12 protein-coding genes are annotated in these 16,862 nt (G+C 71.2%); 5 read left to right on the forward strand and 7 right to left on the reverse strand.

Annotation, left to right across the window (positions count from 1 at the left end; genetic code table 11):
• Window positions 1–131 precede the first annotated feature (131 nt).
• The 6 genes from ACTZWW_RS07335 to ACTZWW_RS07360 form a co-directional block, all read right to left on the reverse strand.
• Complete coding sequence (locus ACTZWW_RS07335) at window positions 132–1,910, reverse strand: putative bifunctional diguanylate cyclase/phosphodiesterase (RefSeq protein WP_444780292.1); 1,779 nt, start codon at window positions 1,908–1,910, stop codon at window positions 132–134.
• A gap of 106 nt (window positions 1,911–2,016) precedes the next feature.
• Complete coding sequence (locus ACTZWW_RS07340; RefSeq protein WP_444780293.1) at window positions 2,017–2,577, reverse strand: superoxide dismutase family protein; 561 nt, start codon at window positions 2,575–2,577, stop codon at window positions 2,017–2,019.
• A gap of 84 nt (window positions 2,578–2,661) precedes the next feature.
• Window positions 2,662–3,963, reverse strand: coding sequence for a hypothetical protein (locus ACTZWW_RS07345; protein WP_444780294.1), 1,302 nt, complete (start codon window positions 3,961–3,963; stop codon window positions 2,662–2,664).
• A gap of 116 nt (window positions 3,964–4,079) precedes the next feature.
• The gene (locus ACTZWW_RS07350) at window positions 4,080–4,562 is read right to left on the reverse strand and encodes a hypothetical protein (RefSeq protein WP_444780295.1); all 483 of its coding nucleotides are present in this window, start codon (window positions 4,560–4,562) and stop codon (window positions 4,080–4,082) included.
• A 130-nt stretch (window positions 4,563–4,692) separates the two neighbouring features.
• Window positions 4,693–5,985 (reverse strand): DegT/DnrJ/EryC1/StrS family aminotransferase, encoded by a 1,293-nt coding sequence (locus ACTZWW_RS07355; protein WP_444780296.1) that lies wholly within the window; start codon window positions 5,983–5,985, stop codon window positions 4,693–4,695.
• Between the two features lie 34 nt (window positions 5,986–6,019).
• Complete coding sequence (locus ACTZWW_RS07360; RefSeq protein WP_444780297.1) at window positions 6,020–7,624, reverse strand: hypothetical protein; 1,605 nt, start codon at window positions 7,622–7,624, stop codon at window positions 6,020–6,022.
• Between the two features lie 352 nt (window positions 7,625–7,976).
• On the opposite strand from ACTZWW_RS07360, the gene ACTZWW_RS07365 reads away from it, so the two are divergent.
• Together ACTZWW_RS07365 and ACTZWW_RS07370 are read left to right on the forward strand one after the other, a co-directional pair.
• Window positions 7,977–8,708, forward strand: coding sequence for a TlyA family RNA methyltransferase (locus tag ACTZWW_RS07365; RefSeq protein ID WP_444780298.1), 732 nt, complete (start codon window positions 7,977–7,979; stop codon window positions 8,706–8,708).
• On the forward strand, window positions 8,701–9,990 hold the full coding sequence (locus ACTZWW_RS07370) for a class I SAM-dependent RNA methyltransferase (RefSeq protein WP_444780299.1): 1,290 nt from the start codon (window positions 8,701–8,703) through the stop codon (window positions 9,988–9,990). The genes ACTZWW_RS07365 and ACTZWW_RS07370 overlap by 8 nt, the downstream gene beginning before the upstream one ends.
• A gap of 12 nt (window positions 9,991–10,002) precedes the next feature.
• Here ACTZWW_RS07370 and ACTZWW_RS07375 read toward each other — a convergent pair whose 3' ends face one another.
• Complete coding sequence (locus ACTZWW_RS07375; protein WP_444780300.1) at window positions 10,003–11,442, reverse strand: MFS transporter; 1,440 nt, start codon at window positions 11,440–11,442, stop codon at window positions 10,003–10,005.
• Between the two features lie 433 nt (window positions 11,443–11,875).
• Between ACTZWW_RS07375 and ACTZWW_RS07380 the strand changes: the two genes are divergently transcribed.
• From ACTZWW_RS07380 to ACTZWW_RS07390, 3 genes are read left to right on the forward strand one after another with little or no spacing between them, the layout of a single operon-like run.
• Window positions 11,876–13,822 carry a PrkA family serine protein kinase gene (locus tag ACTZWW_RS07380; protein ID WP_444780355.1) on the forward strand — a complete coding sequence of 649 codons (1,947 nt, stop codon included), beginning with the start codon at window positions 11,876–11,878 and terminating at the stop codon, window positions 13,820–13,822.
• Between the two features lie 28 nt (window positions 13,823–13,850).
• Window positions 13,851–15,149, forward strand: coding sequence for a YeaH/YhbH family protein (locus ACTZWW_RS07385; protein ID WP_444780301.1), 1,299 nt, complete (start codon window positions 13,851–13,853; stop codon window positions 15,147–15,149).
• Between the two features lie 35 nt (window positions 15,150–15,184).
• Window positions 15,185–16,768, forward strand: coding sequence for a SpoVR family protein (locus ACTZWW_RS07390; RefSeq protein ID WP_444780302.1), 1,584 nt, complete (start codon window positions 15,185–15,187; stop codon window positions 16,766–16,768).
• Window positions 16,769–16,862: the final 94 nt, after the last annotated feature.

A 16,862-nucleotide genomic window follows, 5' to 3' on the forward strand; every position in this document is an offset into this window, starting at 1 on the left:
ACAAGCCCGCCAAGATGTACGCCGCAGCCGGCCTCGACGCCCGCGGCATCGTCGCAAAGGTGTTCGAGGCGCTCGGCGGAGCGGAGGCGGGCGGCGCCGTCCTCGGCCGGCGCGCCTGAGCCGAGAAAGCGTCAGGCACACAGCGCCGGGGGCGCGGCCTCCACCCCGTCGGCGAGGTGCTCGGCCGGCAGGGCACGGGCGAAGTGCCAGCCCTGCGCGGACCCGATCCCCAAATCCGCCACGAGCGCGCGCTGGCCGCCGGTCTCGACTCCTTCCGCCACCACGTCGAGGCCGTAGCTCCGCGCGAGGCGGACGAGAGCTTCGAGCGCCACCCGCTCGCGCGGGTCGTGCGCGCGGCGTACGAGCGCGCCGTCGATCTTGATCGCGTCGATGGGCAGCCGCCCGATCTCCATCAACGGCGTGCGTCCGGTGCCGAAATCGTCGAGCGCGATGCGCACCCCGGCCGCACGTAGACTGGCGAGTGGCCCCGCGAGCGCGCCACGGCGCGCGTCGAACGCCTCCTCCGCGATCTCGAGCGTGAGCTCGCCGCCGCCGGAGAGGCCCTCGCGGGCGATGCCGGCTAGGACCCGCTCGGGGAACCCCGGGGCGCAGACCGTGGCAGCACCCATGTTGACCGAAAGCGCGCCGGCGTGCACGCCCTCGCGGCGCCAGCGCCCCGCCTGCGCGAGCGCGGCGTCGAGCACCCATTCGTCGAGGCGCCGGGCGAGGTCCGGGTCGCGCAGCGCCGCCGCGAAGCTCGCCGCGTCCGCGAGCGTCCCGTCCGCCCGGCGCCGGCGCAGCAGCGCCTCGAAGCCGCGCACCCGTCCGTCGAGGAGATCGACGATCGGCTGGTACACGAGGGCGAGGCGTCCTTCGTCGTGCGCCGCCGCCACTTCCGCGATGGTCTGCGACCGGGCGGTCCCGTCGACCCGCATCGTCGATTCGAAGCGTACGACGCGATCCTTGCCCGCGGCCTTCGCGGCATAGAGCGCGAGATCGGCCTCGCCCTGGAGGTCCGCGCAGGAGAGGCGGTCGGGCCCCGCACAGACCGCGATCCCCACCGAGGCGCCGATCTCGTAGGATCGGCCCGCGTGCCGGATCGGCTCGCGCGCGGCCGCGACGATGCGACGGCCGAGATCGCCGGCCGCGTCCTCCACCGCCGCACGGTCGCGCCCGTCGAGGAGGATCGCGAACTCGTCCCCGCCGATCCGCGCGACGAGCGCGGCCGTCGCGCAGGCGGCGCGCAGGCGCTCGGCGACCGCGACGAGACAGGCGTCGCCGGCGCCGTGGCCGAACGTGTCGTTGACGTCCTTGAAGCCGTCGAGATCGACGAGGAGCAGCGCCCGCGCGGCACCCGCCACGAGGGGCGCCGCGAGCGCGGCCTGGAAGCGGCTGCGGTTGGCGAGCCCCGTGAGGACGTCGCACTCGGCGAGGAAGCGCGTGCGGTCCTGGAGCGTCTTCTCCTCGGTGATGTCCTGCTTCATCCCGAAGATCCGCACGGGCACGCCGTCCTCGCGCTCGACCGTGGCGGTGATGCGCATCCAGCGCCGGGTCCCGCGCGCCGTCGTGATCCGCGCGTCGAGGGTGAAGCCGATCCCCTCGCGGATCGCCCGGCTGCGCAGGCGGTCGAGCTCTGCGAGGCAATCGGGATCGTAGTGGGTCACGGTTTGAGCGCGCGTCACCACCATGCCGCGCGGCAGCTCGAAGATGTCGTAGACGCCGTCGGTCCAGCTCAGCCGCTCGTCCGGAAGCGAGCACTCCCAGACGCCGATCTTCGCAACCTCGCAGGAGCGCGCGAAGATCTTGGCGCCGTGGGCCAGCGCAGCCTCCTGCGCGGCGACGAGCCGGTCCCGCTCGGCCAGCATCTCGCGAAGCCGCGCGACCTCGCTCTCCTGAACACCCACGCTCACGCCGCCCCGCTCCACTCCCGCTTCCCGGCCGAGGCCCGGGCTCGTTCGCCATGCTAGCGGGGCGACCCTTAAGCGAGCGTATGCGCGATGCGAGGCGCGGCGCGCGTCACCGCGTGCGCTCGATGACGGCGCAGGCGACGCGCCCCTCGGCACCGCCGATCGGCTGCGTGACGTGGTCGTCGGGGCTCTCGTGGATCACCAGCGCCGAGCCGTCGTCGTCGAGGAGCGCGGGATCGCCGTCGAAGGTCACGAGCGTGGTCGCGAACTCCGCCACCGCCGCGCCGCCCTCGCCGACGTGGAAGTTGGCGAGATCGCCGCCCTCGGGACCGTCGGGATGGAGGTGGCCGTGCATCGCGCCCTGCGACGTGATGTGGCCCTGCGACGCCTGGAACTCGGGCGCGTCGGAGCAGTCGCCGACGCTGTGGAAATGCGCCGCGTGCCAGCCGGTGGCGAGGCGGCCCTGGTCGATGGTGAGCTGCGCGACGACGCCGTTCTCGCCGCCGCGCAGCACGAGGAGGCCGATCTCGTCGCCCTCCGTGCCGACGACGGGAGTCTCGAGCGTCTCGATGTCCTGCTGATCCTGCGCCGTGGCGGAACCCGCGGCGACGCCACCGGCGAGGAGCGCGGCGAAGGCGAGCGACGTGCTGCGGCTCGTGGACGGTCTCATGTGCGGGCCTCGTCGGTCGGGGGTTGGGTCAGTCCCCGAAACGGCGTGCCCGCACATGCGTTCCGGAGCCATTCTCCCGCGCCCTCACGGATCGCGCGTGACCTCGAAGATCTCCTGCGCGCCGTCACCGTCGACGCGGAAGGTGCGCCGGCCCGCTTGCGGGTTCCGGTCCTCCGACCAGTTCTGCAGCCCGAGCGCCAGCTGGAGCGAGGTGTCCATCGACACGAACCGGTCCATCCCCACGCCGCACCGACCATCGGGTCCGGGCTCGTCTCCGAACGCCTCGCCGGGCTCGAGGTTGCGGAACCAGCAGGCCACCTGAGCCGGCGTCGCGCCGAACGGCGGAAGCACGCGCGCGCCGGCCGGATATTGCGCGGTCTGATGGCACGACAGGCATGCGGAATCGGGGTTGTCGACCGGGCCGTTCATGCGCCCGCCTCGACCGAAATCGCGGTCGAACCCCGCCTTCGACAGGATGATGCTCTCCAGGGGCTTTCGCTCCCCGGCCGCGCCGTCCGTAGAGCCCGGATCGTTCCCCCACATCAGGCCGATGGGGCGCAGGCGCCGCCAGGGGTCGGCATCCGGCATGCTCCCGTCGTAGACGAAGGTGCCGTAGACCCAGCCGGTCGGCGTGCCGTCCCGCGGGATCGTCGGATCGTCCGTCTCGGGGACCCTCACGGCGACGTCGAACTGCAGCAGCCGGAGCGTCTGCGGCGCGCGTACCGTTCCGAACGGGGGGCATTCCGTGGAGCCCGCCACGGGGACGTGGATGTTGGCGGTCCACTCCGGCGCTCCCACGAGCAGGGCGAGCTCGTCGGCGGGAGCCTCCGTGAACAAGAGCTTGACGAAGGTGGCACCGACGGGGAACCGCGCGGCCTGCGGCCGAGGGTCTCGCGTGCCGTCGCCCCAGACCCGACCGAACACCCATCCCGCGGCGGGGTCGGCGAGGCTCACGGCCCAGTTCTGGTAGCACCGGGACTGCAGCTCGCCCAGCTCGTTCGGCTCCCCCGGGTCGCCGAGGCGCGAGCTGCGCTCGCGGGTGAGGCCGCGCACGAACTCGCGTCCCTTCCTGCCCGTGTGGAGCCACGGTGCGTGGTACCACCGGCGGACCTCGTTGGTTGCTCCGTCCCACGTCTCCCGGTCCATCCCGTCGTAGGCGTAGTCGAGAACGGCCTGGAGGAAGGCCTCCGGCTGCTCGCGGAACGAGATCCGATCCCAGGGGCGCGTCGTGTCGGCCGGCGCCTGCGCCGGGAAGTCGAAGCTCGGATCGAAGACCGGCCCCGACCAGTCCGGCGGGACGGGGTCCTGGGTGACCGGAAACGGCTCGTCGGCCGATGCGGCCCCCGCGACGGTCAGGAGTACGGCTGCCAGAACTGCTCTCATCATCGTCTCCTCCAAGCTCGGATCGCCGCCTCGACCCGCCGCCCGATCGACGCGGCGATCGCGCCGGCACGACGGCGGGCGAGGCGGGGCCACGCAGCGCGCGCGGCCCCGCCTCCGGATCAGCTCGCCTTGCGCATCCCCTTGCGCTTCTGCGAGCGGAGCGGCACGGCGGCGGCGCCGGGGACCGGCTGGTAGCCGAGCTCGGCATCGACGAACTCGTGGCGCAGCGGCGAGCCGTCCGCGAGCGTCGTCGTCAGCACGCGGTAGCCGTTCACCACCTCGTCGGTGATCTGCAGCGGCAGGCCGCCCTCCAGCCAGCCGCCGTACCGGCTGCCGTTCGCGCCGTCCCGCAGCACGATCTCGAAGAAGGGCGCGTCGACCATCTGGAGGATCAGGTCGAGGTCCTCCTCGCGCTTCTGGGCGTTCTCGCCGGCGCGGAGCCACTGGGCGCCGAACTTGGCGCCGGCGAGGTTCCCGATGCCGTAGCCCCACGCGCCCTGGATGAAGTCGACGACGGCCAGGACCTCCACCGCCTTCTCGAAGTCCCTGACCTGGGAGCCGAAGTCGATGTAGACCCGGTTGAAGTTCGCGTTCCCGCTCATGACACGTCTCCGATCTGCGCGCCGGGTGTTCGACGCACGCGATCCATAGCGGCCCGGCGGGAACGCAGCGTGATCGGGCCGTGATCGTCGCGTCAACGCGGCGTCAAATCACGCGTGCGACCCCGTCCCGCTAGCCGGCACCGTCCAGGGCGGCCACGATCGCGTCGGCGACGTGGTCGGCGTGCGCGACGGTGTGGCGGTCGTGGAAGCGCAGCCCCAACGAGCTCTCGATCCACGCCTCGGCCTCGGGACAGGCCGCCGCCGCGTAGTCGTAGTGCCCCTCCGGCAGATCGGGATGCAGGTGGTGCGCGACCAGCTCCGCAGGCCAGATCCAGGCGGATCCTTCCCCGCCTGCCGCGACGGGGAAGAACCGCTTCTCGGCGAAGACCCTGGAGCGATAGAGCGGCTCGGGCACGTAAGGCCCCCAGGCGCTCATGCCGACGTCGGACGCCGCCTCGCGCATGGCGGCGAACACGGCCGCCTTCCTGGCCAGCGCGGCCTCCTCCAGCCGGAACATCTGGAAGAAGTACGTCGGGACCGCCTGCGGATGATGGCGCTGCGGCGCGACCCCGGGTATCGCGGCGAGACGCGCGTCCAGGTGCCGCCCCACCGCCGTGTACCCCGCGGCGACCGCGCGCAGCTTGGGGAGCTGCGAGAGGATCATGGCCAGCTCCAGGTCGCTGAGCCGGTAGTTGAGCCCGGAACCGGCGTAGCTCGCATGCTCGCCGTCCTCCCCCACGTAGCCCGTTCTGTTGCGGTGCTTGTCGGAGAAGCTCAGGCAGCGCTCGTACTCCTCCCGGCTCCGCACGAGGACGAACCCGCCTTCGCCGCAGGTGATGTGCTTCTGGGCGTTGAGGCTGAAGCAGCCGGCATCGCCGAGCGTCCCCAGCGGCCTGCCCCGATAGGTCGCGCCGAGCCCCTGAGCAGCGTCCTCGATCACCTTCACGCCGCGCGCGCGACACAGCGCGAGGATGGGGTCCATGTCCGCGGCCGACCCGGCGAGGTGGACGACGACGACCGCCGAGGTGCGCTCGGTCAGGGCGGCCGCGATGGTCTGCGCGGTCATCAGGCCGGTGTGCCGGTCGACGTCCGCGAAGACCGGGATCGCATTCTGGAAGATCACCGGCATCACGGTGCCCATGTCCGTGATCGGCGGGACGACCACCTCCGATCCCGCCGGAATGCGCAGGCCGCCGAGCGCCACGTGGATCGCCGCGGTCCCGGAGCTCGCCGGAACCGCCCAGAGCGGGTCGTGGGGAGACGCGCCGAAGCCGCGCTCGAGCGCCGCTCGTGCCTCCTCCCACAAGTTGCGCGCAGGGCTCCCTCCGCGTGAATAGGGCCACAGCTCCTGCCCGGCGAGCGCCGCGACCACCTGGGCCGCGTCGTTCAGGTCGAAGCGTATCGGTGTGGGCTTCTCGTCCATGCTTCCCTCCCACCGCCTCGCGCAGGCGGACGCCTCAATGCACGGCGTCGATCAGGGGCAGCCGACGCATCGTCGTCGCCGGGTAGTCCGGGTCCAGCAGCGCGGCGGGCCGGAAGCCCGGCTCGGACGCGCGCATCGCCCCGATCGCGGCGTGCAGTTCCGCGGCATCGCCGCGCTGCATCGCGAGCGCGACCTGATAGCGTCGGGTGGACACGAAATCGGGGCGATAGCGCAGCGCCATGCGGGCGTGCGTGGTCGCGGCGTCGTAGTCCAGGAGCGCGGTCGCCGCCATGCAGGCGAAATGCTCGAAGAAGAAGCATGTCCGTGCGCGCGTCGTGAGATCGACCGCCTTCCTCGCCGAGCGATACCCTTCGATCGCATCCCCGTTCGCCACCTGCACGTTGGAGAGCATCGCCCATCCGAGCGGGTCGCCGCCGTCGATCTCGACACTGCGTCGCACCATCCGGAGCGCGGTGCGCAGGTCGCCCTCGCGGACGTACTCGAGATGCGCCGCGATCGAGAGGACGAGCGGGTCCGCGGGTGCCGCCCTGACCGCCTCGGACAAGAGCTGCGGAGTCTCGAGGTCGCGGCGGAGGAACCCGTCGTCTCGGTGAACGAAGAAGGCGAGGTTGCGAATGAACGCGCACCAGGCCAGGTACTGGCCCCGCGGCTCCAGATCGTGGGCGCGGATCAGCCTGCGCTCCGCCTCGATCAGGCTCGCGCGGTCCAGCTCGAACGTCAGGCCGCGCGCGGAGCGGGCGAGAAGCCAGGCGCGCGGCCCGGCGTCCTGGTCGGCGTCCGCGTCGGACACGCATCGAAGCAGCTCGTCGACGGCCACGCTCGTCAGCCGCGACAGCTCCGAGGACGCCCGCAGCGCCTCCGGATGAACGGCCGTGACGACGCTGTCGGACCAGACCCAGCGCCCGCTGGCGGGCCGGTCGACGTGGCAGGAGGTGAAGACCTCGTTGTCGGATGCGATGGCCTTGATCCGCAAGCGGGCATGCTCGATCGGCGACGCCCCCCCGGCCGACGCGCCCGTCCCGTCCAGGAGGACCTCGATACCGCCGACGTCCCTCAGCGCGGCGCACACCCGATCCTGGAGCAGCGACGCCGCGACGGCGGAAAAGGGTGCGCCCCCGATTTCCTGCTCGATCACGACGACGCTGCGCCGGCTCGCCGCCCGCCGCGCGGTCGATACGCGCGGCGGGCCGGCCTTGCGGGATCGCTCCCGCACGCGCACCCTGAGGTCACGAATGTAGTCCTCGAATGCGGGATCGTTGACCTCGATGCCTTCGAACGGCTCGACGTCCTGCTCGTCGGTCCCGGCGGGCCAATCGTAGCGCACCTGAAGGCGGCCGCCGTCCAGGCAGACGTCGGTACGCGTCGCCGAGAGGACGTCGCGGTGTTCTCCCAAGGCGCATCGGATCTCGGAGAGGGCGCTGCGAAGGCTGCCGGCGGCCTGCGCCGGTGCGCGATCGCTCCAGAGCTTCGCCTGCAGCCACGCCCGAGTCCTCTTCAGCCCGGGCGCGACGCAGAGCAGGACCAGCAGCGCGCGGGCCTTCATGCCGCGCGGAGCCACGTCGCGACCGCGCGGGTCGAGCAGCATGAACGGACCGATCGCGTCGACACGCAGAGTCACGAGCGCTCTCCCCACATGTCTCACGCACCGCACGCACCGCGGCCTCGAATGCCGCGATCATTCATCGTGAGGGATCGCTGAATACTACATCGGAAAACCAGAGATTTCTAGTGAGAGATCAACTCTTCTGTCACCCTCGGTAGCGCACCGCGTCTCGATTGACGCTATTGGCTCACGACCAACTCTCGGATGATATCTCGCCCGCGCCGGTGATGTCCTCGCCGCATGCGCGGAGCCCCCCGGCCGCGGCCGACGGTCCTCGCCGCGCGGCGCCCGCCGTGATATCGGTTCAGCCCGAGGTCGGACGACGTCGGGCGACGCGGATCCGATGCGCAATGAGATCGCGAACCCGATGACCAGAGTTCGAGCCGACACGCTGCTCGTCGCGCGCGGCCTGTTCGAGAGCCGCGCCAAGGCGCAGGCGGCGATCGCCGCCGGGCTCGTCGTCGCCGACGGCGTCCGCGTGCGCAAGGCCTCCGAGACGCTGGTCGAGACGGCCGATATCGCGGCACAGGCGCCGCACCCCTGGGTGTCGCGCGGAGGCGTGAAGCTCGAGGCGGGCCTCGACGCCTTCGGCATCGACCCCACCGGCCTCGGCTGCCTCGACGTCGGCGCCTCCACCGGCGGCTTCACCGACGTGCTGCTGACGCGCGGCGCCGCGCGGGTCGCGGCCATCGACGTCGGGCGCGACCAACTCCACCCGCGGCTGCGGGCGGATCCCCGGGTGCTCTCGCGGGAAGGCTGCGACGCGCGCCGCCTCGATCTCGCGGCCCTGCCCTTCCCGGTCTCGCTGATCGTCGCCGACGTGAGCTTCGTGTCGCTCGCGGTGGCGCTCGCGCCCGTGCTCGACCAGGCGGCGCCCGGCACGCGGCTGGTGGCGCTCGTCAAGCCGCAGTTCGAGGCCGGCCGCGCCGCCCTCGACAAGCACGGCGTCGTGCGCGACGAGGCCATCCGCGCGCGGGTGACCGCGGACGTCGCCGCCTGGGTCGAGGGCCGCGGCTGGCGGGTCCTCGGCCGGGTCCCCTCCCCGATCGCCGGCGGCGACGGCAACCGCGAGAGCCTGATCGGAGCCGTGCGTGAGTGATCGAAACCAGCGCGAGCCGCACCCCGGCGAGACCGACCTCGTCACGGTCGAGATCGCGCGCCTCGGCGCGCGGGGCGACGGCGTCGTCGAGACGCCCCGCGGGCCGCTCTACGTGCCCTACGCGCTTCCCGGCGAGCGGGTGCGCGTCGCGCTCGGCGCCGGCGAGCGCGCGCGCCTCGTCGCGGTGGAGACGCCCTCGCCGGAGCGCGTGGCGCCCTTCTGTCCCCATTTCGGCCGTTGCGGCGGCTGCCTGACGCAGCACCTCGCCGCCGAGCCGGAGCGGGCCTGGAAGGCGGACATCGTCGCCGGAGCCCTCGCCGCCACGGGTGTCGCGGCGGGCGAGATCGCGCCGACGGTCGCGGCGCACGGCGCCGGACGCCGGCGGCTGACCTTCCATGCGCGCGCCGGCGACGGCGCCGCCCGCGTGGGCTTCATGGCGGCGCGCTCGCACGATCTCGTGGCGATCGACGCCTGCCCGGTGGCGGAGCCCGGCCTCGCCGGCGCGCCGAGGGCCGCGCATGGGCTCGCGCACCTCCTGCGCGGCTCGGGCAAGCCGCTCGACATCCAGGTCACGCTCACCGAGGCGGGGCTCGACGTCGACATCCGCGGCCACGGCCCGGTGGATGCGGGGCTTCGGGCCAAGCTCGTCGGCGCGGCGGGGCTCCTCGACCTCGCCCGTCTCTCGCTGCACGGCGAGATCCTCGTCGAGCGGCGCCCGCCGCTCGTGCGGATGGGCCGCGCCGCGGTCGCGATCCCGCCCGGCGGCTTCCTCCAGGCGACGGGCGCGGGCGAGGCGGCGCTCGCGGCGCTGGTTCTGGAGGCGGTGGGCAAGGCGCGGCGCGTCCTCGACCTCTTCGCCGGCGCGGGCCCCTTCGCCCTGCGGCTCGCGGAGCGCGCGCAGGTCCACGCGGTGGAGAGCGACGCGGCCGCGCTCGCCGCTCTCGACCGCGCCGCGCGGGGAACGCCGGGGCTTCGCCCCGTGAGCGTCGAGGCGCGCGATCTGTTCCGCCGCCCGCTCCTCTCCACCGAGCTCGCCCGGATCGACGCCGTGGTGCTCGACCCGCCGCGGGCGGGCGCGCAGGCGCAGGCCGTGCGCCTCGCCGAGACGCGGGTCGCGACGATCGCCTACGTCTCCTGCGACCCCGCGACCTTCGCGCGGGACGCGGCGATCCTCGTCGGCGCGGGCTACGACCTCGAGCGCGTGACGCCGGTCGACCAGTTCGCCCACGCGCCTCACGTGGAGCTCGTCGGCGTGTTCCGGGGACCGCGGGCGCGGCGCTGAGGCGGCTCAGGCTCAGGCGCCGGCCCCGGCGCGCGCGAGGGTCGCGTCCGCGCGCGTCTCGTCGTCGGCGGACGCGCCGCCGGCATCCCGCGGGCGGGGCTCGCCGAAATCGAGCTCGCCCTGCAGCTCCAGGAACTGCGCCTGTTCCGCCTGGACGACGGCGGCCTCGATCGCCTCCATCGTCTCGGCGGCGTGGGTGTGGGAGACGGTCGGCGAGACCTCCACCGTCTCCTCGCCGCGCGGATCGAGCGGCGCCGCGACGGGCGTCGTGCGCGGCAGGCTCTGGAAGCGCATCTGCTGGTCCGCCGGCACCGAGGGACGCGCGCGCAGGCGCCAGACCGCGAAGCCGATCGAGACGACGCCGATGACGCCCGAGAACACGAAGAGGCCCGAGGGGCCGAGCGCCCCCATCACCGCCGCCGCGATGGGCGGGCCGACCGTGGCGCCGGCGGAATAGGTGAGGACGAGGCCGCCGGAGGCGCCCACGCGCTCCTCGCGCTCGAGGTGGTCGTTGGTGTGGGCGACGCAGAGCGGATAGATCGCGAAGCCGATGCCACCGTAGAGCGCGCCGACGAGCAGCATCGCCCAGAAGCCGAGCCCGGGCGTCGGCAGCATCGCGAAGGAGACGACCGCGCCCGCCGCCATCGTGCCGACGATGACGAGGCGGCGGTCGTAGCGGTCGGACAGCCGCCCGAGCGGCCATTGCAGCAGCACGCCGCCGAAGATGATCGCCGACATGAAGGTCGCCGTGTCGGAGAGGTCGAGCCCCTGCCCCGAGGCGTAGACCGGGGCGAGCGAGTAGATCGCGCCGAGCACGAGCCCCGACGAGATGCACCCGAAGATGCCGAGCGGCGAGGCGATCCACAGCCGCTTGAAGCTGAGCGACGAGACGTTGGGAATCATCGGCGGCGCGCGCGGCGTCATGGCCACGGGCACCACGGCGAGAATGATCACCATCGCGATGAGGCTGAAGATCAGGTAGCCGCTCTCGTCGGGCACCGTCAGCACGAATTGTCCGCCTCCTTGCGCGAAATAGAGGCACGTCATGTAGACGGCGAGGATCGTCCCGCGGTTCTCCGGCGTCGCCGAATCGTTGAGCCAGCTCTCGATGCACACGAACAGGCCCGCGGCGCAGAAGCCCTGGGTGATGCGGTAGAGCGCCCAGAGCGGCTCGTCGACCACGACGGGATAGGCCAGCGTCGCCGCCGCCATGATCGCGGCGAAGGCCGCGAAGGCGCGCACGTGCCCCACCCGCGTGACGACGTGGAAGGCGAACAGGGCGCCGAGCGTCAGGCCGAGGAAGTTCGCCGCCATGACGAGGCCGATCACCAGGGTCGAGGCGTCGGTCTCGCCCAGCCGCACGCTGACCACGGTGCCCAGCGGCCCGGACCCCGCCATCAGCAGGACGACGGCGAGGAGCAGCGCGAGTACGGGCCGAACTGTGCGGGCCATGAGAACGTCCGGTGGGTGGTGGGCGGGAGCCTCGCCGCGCGGGCGCGCCCCCTGTGCGACGGGTCGCCGCGCGCTAGCTCTCGAATGCGGCGATGGCGCGGCGCCGGCGAGGCTCCCCGCGCCACTGCCGGAGTGGGTACGCGTCTTGCTTCCTTGTGGCGCGCGCGGCCCCGACGGGGGTACGCGCGCCGCAGGCCGCGACCAGTTCACCGCATCCGGCGCAGCGCGGATAGGCGCGCCGTCCCGGCTCCGTCACACTGGACTTCGGCACGACACGACGACGCGTGCGCCGGGTACCGATTCGAGGGACGAGCCGCCATGTGAGAGCCACGTGCGACCCGATGCCCGTCTATTCGCCGACGCATTCTCCCGGCAACCTTCGACAAGGCTCGGGGGTTGAAGTCAAGATGATGCCATGATGGGGCGAGCGATCATGTATCCGAACGACGACCTGTTCACCTCATTCGCGCAGATGTACGACCAGCGGCGCGAGACCGAGATGCCCCTGATGGACTATCTCGAGGGCTGCAAGTCGGATCCGATGATGTACGCGAGCGCGCCCGAGCGCATCCTCGCGGCCATCGGCGAGCCGCAGATGGTGGACACGGCGAAGGATTCGCGGCTCGGCCGCATCTTCATGAACCGCACCATCCGGGTCTACCCGGCCTTCGAGGAGTTCTACGGCATGGAGGAGACGATCGAGCGGATCGTCTCCTTCTTCCGTCACGCGGCCCAGGGGCTGGAGGAGCGCAAGCAGATCCTCTACCTGCTCGGCCCCGTCGGCGGCGGCAAGTCCTCGCTGGCCGAGCGCCTCAAGGCGCTGATGGAGGTGCACCCGATCTACGTGCTCAAGGCCGGGGGCGAGATGAGCCCGGTCTTCGAGAGCCCGCTCGGGCTGTTCGATCCCGAGCGCATGGGCGAGATGATCGAGGACCGCTACGGCGTCCCGCGCCGGCGCCTCACGGGCCTGCTCAGCCCCTGGGCGCTCAAGCGGCTCGACGAGTTCGGCGGCGACATCTCGCGCTTCAAGGTCGTGAAGGTGAACCCCTCGCGGCTGCGCCAGATCGGCATCGCCAAGACCGAGCCCGGCGACGAGAACAACCAGGACATCTCCTCGCTCGTCGGCAAGGTCGACATCCGCAAGCTCGAGACCCTCTCGCAGAACGATCCCGACGCCTACTCCTATTCCGGCGGCCTCAACCGCGCCAACCAGGGCGTGCTCGAGTTCGTCGAGATGTTCAAGGCGCCGATCAAGATGCTCCACCCGCTCCTGACGGCGACGCAGGAGGGCAACTACACCGGCACCGAGAACATCGGCGCGATCCCCTACCAGGGGATCATACTCGCGCACTCGAACGAGGCGGAATGGCAGTCCTTCCGCTCCAACAAGAACAATGAGGCGTTCATCGACCGCATCTACGTGATCAAGGTGCCGTACTGCCTGCGGGTCACGGAGGAGCAGCGGATCTACGACAAGCTGATCCGCACGTCCGAGCTCGCCGACGCGCCCTGCGCGCCCGGAACGCTCGACATGCTGGCGCGCTTCGCGGTGCTCTCGCGCCTGCGCGAGCACGAGAACTCGAACCTCTATTCGAAGATGCGCGTCTACGACGGCGAGAGCCTCAAGGAGGTCGACCCGCGGGCGCGCTCGATCCAGGAGTACCGGGACGCGGCCGGCGTCGACGAGGGCATGGACGGGATCTCGACCCGCTTCGCCTTCAAGGTGCTCGCCGCCACGTTCAACCACGACACGATCGAGATCGCGGCCGATCCCGTTCACCTGATGTACGTGCTCGAGCAGACGGTGCGCCGCGAGCAGCTGCCCGACGAGACCGAGAAGCGCTACGTCGAGTTCATCAAGGCGGAGCTCGCCCCGCGCTACGCCGAGTTCATCGGCAACGAGATCCAGAAGGCCTATCTCGAGAGCTACCACGACTACGGCCAGAACCTCTTCGACCGCTACGTGGACTACGCGGACGCCTGGATCGAGGACCAGGACTTCAAGGACCCCGACACCGGCCAGCTCCTCAACCGCGAGCTCCTCAACCAGGAGCTGACGAAGATCGAGAAGCCCGCCGGCATCGCCAACCCCAAGGACTTCCGCAACGAGGTCGTCAAGTTCTCGCTGCGGGCGCGGGCGAGCCACGGCGGCAAGAACCCGAGCTGGACCTCCTACGAGAAGATCCGCGAGGTCATCGAGCGGCGCATGTTCTCCCAGGTGGAGGAGCTCCTGCCGGTGATCAGCTTCGGCTCGAAGAAGGACTCCGACACCGAGAAGAAGCACTCCGATTTCGTGGACCGGATGACCGAACGGGGCTATACCGAGCGGCAGGTGCGACGTCTGGTAGAGTGGTACATGCGCGTGAAGCAGGCGGGCTGAGCCCAGCCCGCGCGAAAGAGGCGCCTTGATGCATATCGTCGACCGCCGGCTGAACCCGGGTGGCAAGAGCCTCGCGAACCGACAGCGCTTCCTGCGCCGGGCGAAGGCGTTGGTGAAGCGTGCCGTGCGCGACTCGTCCAAGGAGCGCTCGATCAAGGACCTGGAGGCCGGCGGCGAGGTCTCGATACCGCTCGACGGGGTGCGCGAGCCGCGGCTGCGGCGCTCCTCCGAGGGCGGCGTGCGGGACTACCTCCTGCCCGGCAACAAGGACTACGTCGAGGGCGAGCGCATCCCGCGCCCGCCCCGCGGCGGCGGGGGCGGCGGCTCGCAGGGCTCGCCCGGCGGCGAGGGCGAGGACGACTTCCGCTTCGCCCTCACGCACGAGGAATTCGTCGACCTCTTCCTCGAGGACCTGGAGCTGCCCGACCTCGCCAAGCGCAAGCTCGCGACGACCGAGCAGCTGAGCTGGCGGCGCGCCGGGTTCTCGGTGACGGGATCGCCGGCGAACCTGGCGCTCACCCGCACGATGCGCAACTCGCTGTCGCGTCGCATCGCCCTGCGCCGCCCGCGGCCGGACGCTATGGCGGCGCTCGAGGAGGAGATCGCCGAGCTCGAGCGCACGCACGACGACCCGATCCGGCTGGAGGAAGCGCGCGAGGAGCTCGCGCGCATGAGGAAGCGCACCCGGGCGATCCCGTGGATCGATCCGATCGACTTGCGCTACCGTCGGTCGGAATCGACGCCGCGGCCGGTGGCGCAGGCGGTGATGTTCTGCCTCATGGACGTCTCCGGCTCGATGACGGAGCACATGAAGGACCTCGCAAAGCGCTTCTTCACGCTGCTCTACCTGTTCCTCAAGCGCCGCTACAAGCACGTGGAGATCGTCTTCATCCGCCACACGCACGAGGCGTCCGAGGTCGACGAGGAGACGTTCTTCTACTCCCCGGAGACCGGCGGAACGGTGGTCTCCACCGCGCTCGAGGAGATGATCCGCGTCATGCGCGAGCGCTACCGGCCGGAGGACTGGAACATCTACGCCGCCCAGGCCTCGGACGGCGACAACACCTCCTCGGACAACGCCAAGACATCGGCGCTCCTGACCGAGGAGATCCTGCCGGCATGCCAGTACTTCGCCTACCTGGAGGTGGGGCGCGAGGACGACAGCCCGATGGGCTTCGGCTACCGGCAGAGCGACCTGTGGCGCACCTACGACCTCGCCCGCACGGCGGGCGCGCAGATCGCCATGCGCAAGGTCCGCCACCGCCGCGACATCTATCCCGTCTTCCGCGAGCTCTTCGCCAAGAAGGGCGAGCGGGCGACGGCCTGACCCGTCACGACAGCAAGGATGCGGGGGAGACGCGCATGAGCCTCGCCGAACCGACGACCCCCAAGCCCGCGCTTCGCCGCGGCGACCTGCCCGACGGCCTCCTCTTCGAGGGGGCGGACTGGGATTTCGACACCATCCAGCGCGTGTTCGACGCCTGCGAGGACGTGGCGGTGAACGAGCTGGGGCTCGACGTCTACCCCAACCAGGTCGAGGTGATCACCGCCGAGCAGATGCTCGACGCCTATTCGTCGATCGGGATGCCGCTGTTCTACAAGCACTGGTCCTTCGGCAAGCACTTCGCCGCGCAGGAGGCGAGCTATCGCAAGGGCATGCGCGGGCTGGCCTACGAGATCGTCATCAACTCCAACCCGTGCATCTCCTACATCATGGAGGAGAACACGGCGACGATGCAGACTCTCGTGATCGCGCACGCGGCGTTCGGCCACAATCATTTCTTCAAGAACAACTACCTGTTCAAGCAGTGGACAGACGCCGACGGCATCCTCGATTATCTCGAATTCGCCAAGGGCTTCATCTCGGACTGCGAGGAGCGCTACGGCCACGGGCCGGTGGAGATGATGCTCGACGCCGCGCACGCGCTGATGAGCCAGGCGGTGCATCGCTACCCGCGCAAGGTCCGCCCGGACCTGCGCACCGAGGAGAAGCGCGAGCGCGAGCGCCGGCTCCACGAGGAGCGGATGTACAATGACCTGTGGCGCACCGTCCCCACCAAGGACAAGGGCACGCCCGACGACGCCGAGCTCCTGCGCCGCCACGCGCTGCTTCAGCTGCCGCAGGAGAACATCCTCTACTTCCTGGAGAAGACGGCGCCCAAGCTCGCCCCGTGGCAGCGCGAAGCGCTGCGCATCGTGCGGCTGATCGCGCAGTACTTCTATCCCCAGGGCCAGACCAAGGTCATGAACGAGGGCTGCGCCACCTACGTCCACTACAAGATCATGAACCGGCTGCACGAGACCGGACGCATCTCGGACGGCGCGATGCTGGAGTTCCTGCGCTCGCACACGAACGTGGTCTACCAGCCGCAGTTCGACGAGCCGCATTACGGCGGCATCAATCCCTACGCGCTCGGCTTCGCCATGATGCAGGACATCGAGCGCATCTGCGAGACTCCGACGGACGAGGATCGGGAGTGGTTCCCCGACATCGCCGGCCGCGGCGACCACATGGCGGTGCTGCGCGACGTGTGGGCGAACTACCGCGACGAGAGCTTCATCCTCCAGTTTCTCTCGCCGCACCTCATGCGCAAGCTGAAGATGTTCCACGTCGTCGACGACGAGGACGAGCCCGATCTCGAGGTGCGGGCCATCCACGACGAGCGTGGCTACCGCAAGCTGCGCCGGTCGCTGGCCATGCAGTACGACGTGGCGCATACCGACCCCGACATCCAGATCGTCGACGTCGACCTCGCCGGCGACCGGCGGCTCATCCTCCAGCATACGATGCTCAATCGCGTCGGGCTCGAGGAGAGCGACACCCGCCGCACGCTCCAGCACCTCGCCGACCTGTGGGGCTACGACGTGCTCCTGCGCGAGGTCGATCCGGAGACCGAGATGGTCGTCAAGGAGCACACGGCCAGCGCCCGCCGCCGCCTGGTGTAGCGCCACCTCCCCGGAGGGTGAGCAGGGCGGCTGGCCGGCTCTCCAGGCTGTTCGAACGGCCCCACCGCCCGCGCTCCGCGCGGACTCCTACCCT

The sequence above is a fragment of the Salinarimonas sp. NSM genome (assembly GCF_052380005.1).
Classification (GTDB): domain Bacteria; phylum Pseudomonadota; class Alphaproteobacteria; order Rhizobiales; family Beijerinckiaceae; genus Salinarimonas.

What these genes read in the sequence shown, in the direction of transcription:
- ACTZWW_RS07340 (WP_444780293.1), bottom strand. Translation starts at nt 2,577, where the DNA reads ATGAGACCGTCCACGAGCCGCAGCACGTCGCTCGCCTTCGCCGCGCTC.
- ACTZWW_RS07345 (WP_444780294.1), bottom strand. Translation starts at nt 3,963, where the DNA reads ATGATGAGAGCAGTTCTGGCAGCCGTACTCCTGACCGTCGCGGGGGCC.
- ACTZWW_RS07350 (WP_444780295.1), bottom strand. Translation starts at nt 4,562, where the DNA reads ATGAGCGGGAACGCGAACTTCAACCGGGTCTACATCGACTTCGGCTCC.
- ACTZWW_RS07355 (WP_444780296.1), bottom strand. Translation starts at nt 5,985, where the DNA reads ATGGACGAGAAGCCCACACCGATACGCTTCGACCTGAACGACGCGGCC.
- ACTZWW_RS07365 (WP_444780298.1), top strand. Translation starts at nt 7,977, where the DNA reads ATGACCAGAGTTCGAGCCGACACGCTGCTCGTCGCGCGCGGCCTGTTC.
- ACTZWW_RS07375 (WP_444780300.1), bottom strand. Translation starts at nt 11,442, where the DNA reads ATGGCCCGCACAGTTCGGCCCGTACTCGCGCTGCTCCTCGCCGTCGTC.
- ACTZWW_RS07380 (WP_444780355.1), top strand. Translation starts at nt 11,876, where the DNA reads ATGTATCCGAACGACGACCTGTTCACCTCATTCGCGCAGATGTACGAC.
- ACTZWW_RS07385 (WP_444780301.1), top strand. Translation starts at nt 13,851, where the DNA reads ATGCATATCGTCGACCGCCGGCTGAACCCGGGTGGCAAGAGCCTCGCG.
- ACTZWW_RS07390 (WP_444780302.1), top strand. Translation starts at nt 15,185, where the DNA reads ATGAGCCTCGCCGAACCGACGACCCCCAAGCCCGCGCTTCGCCGCGGC.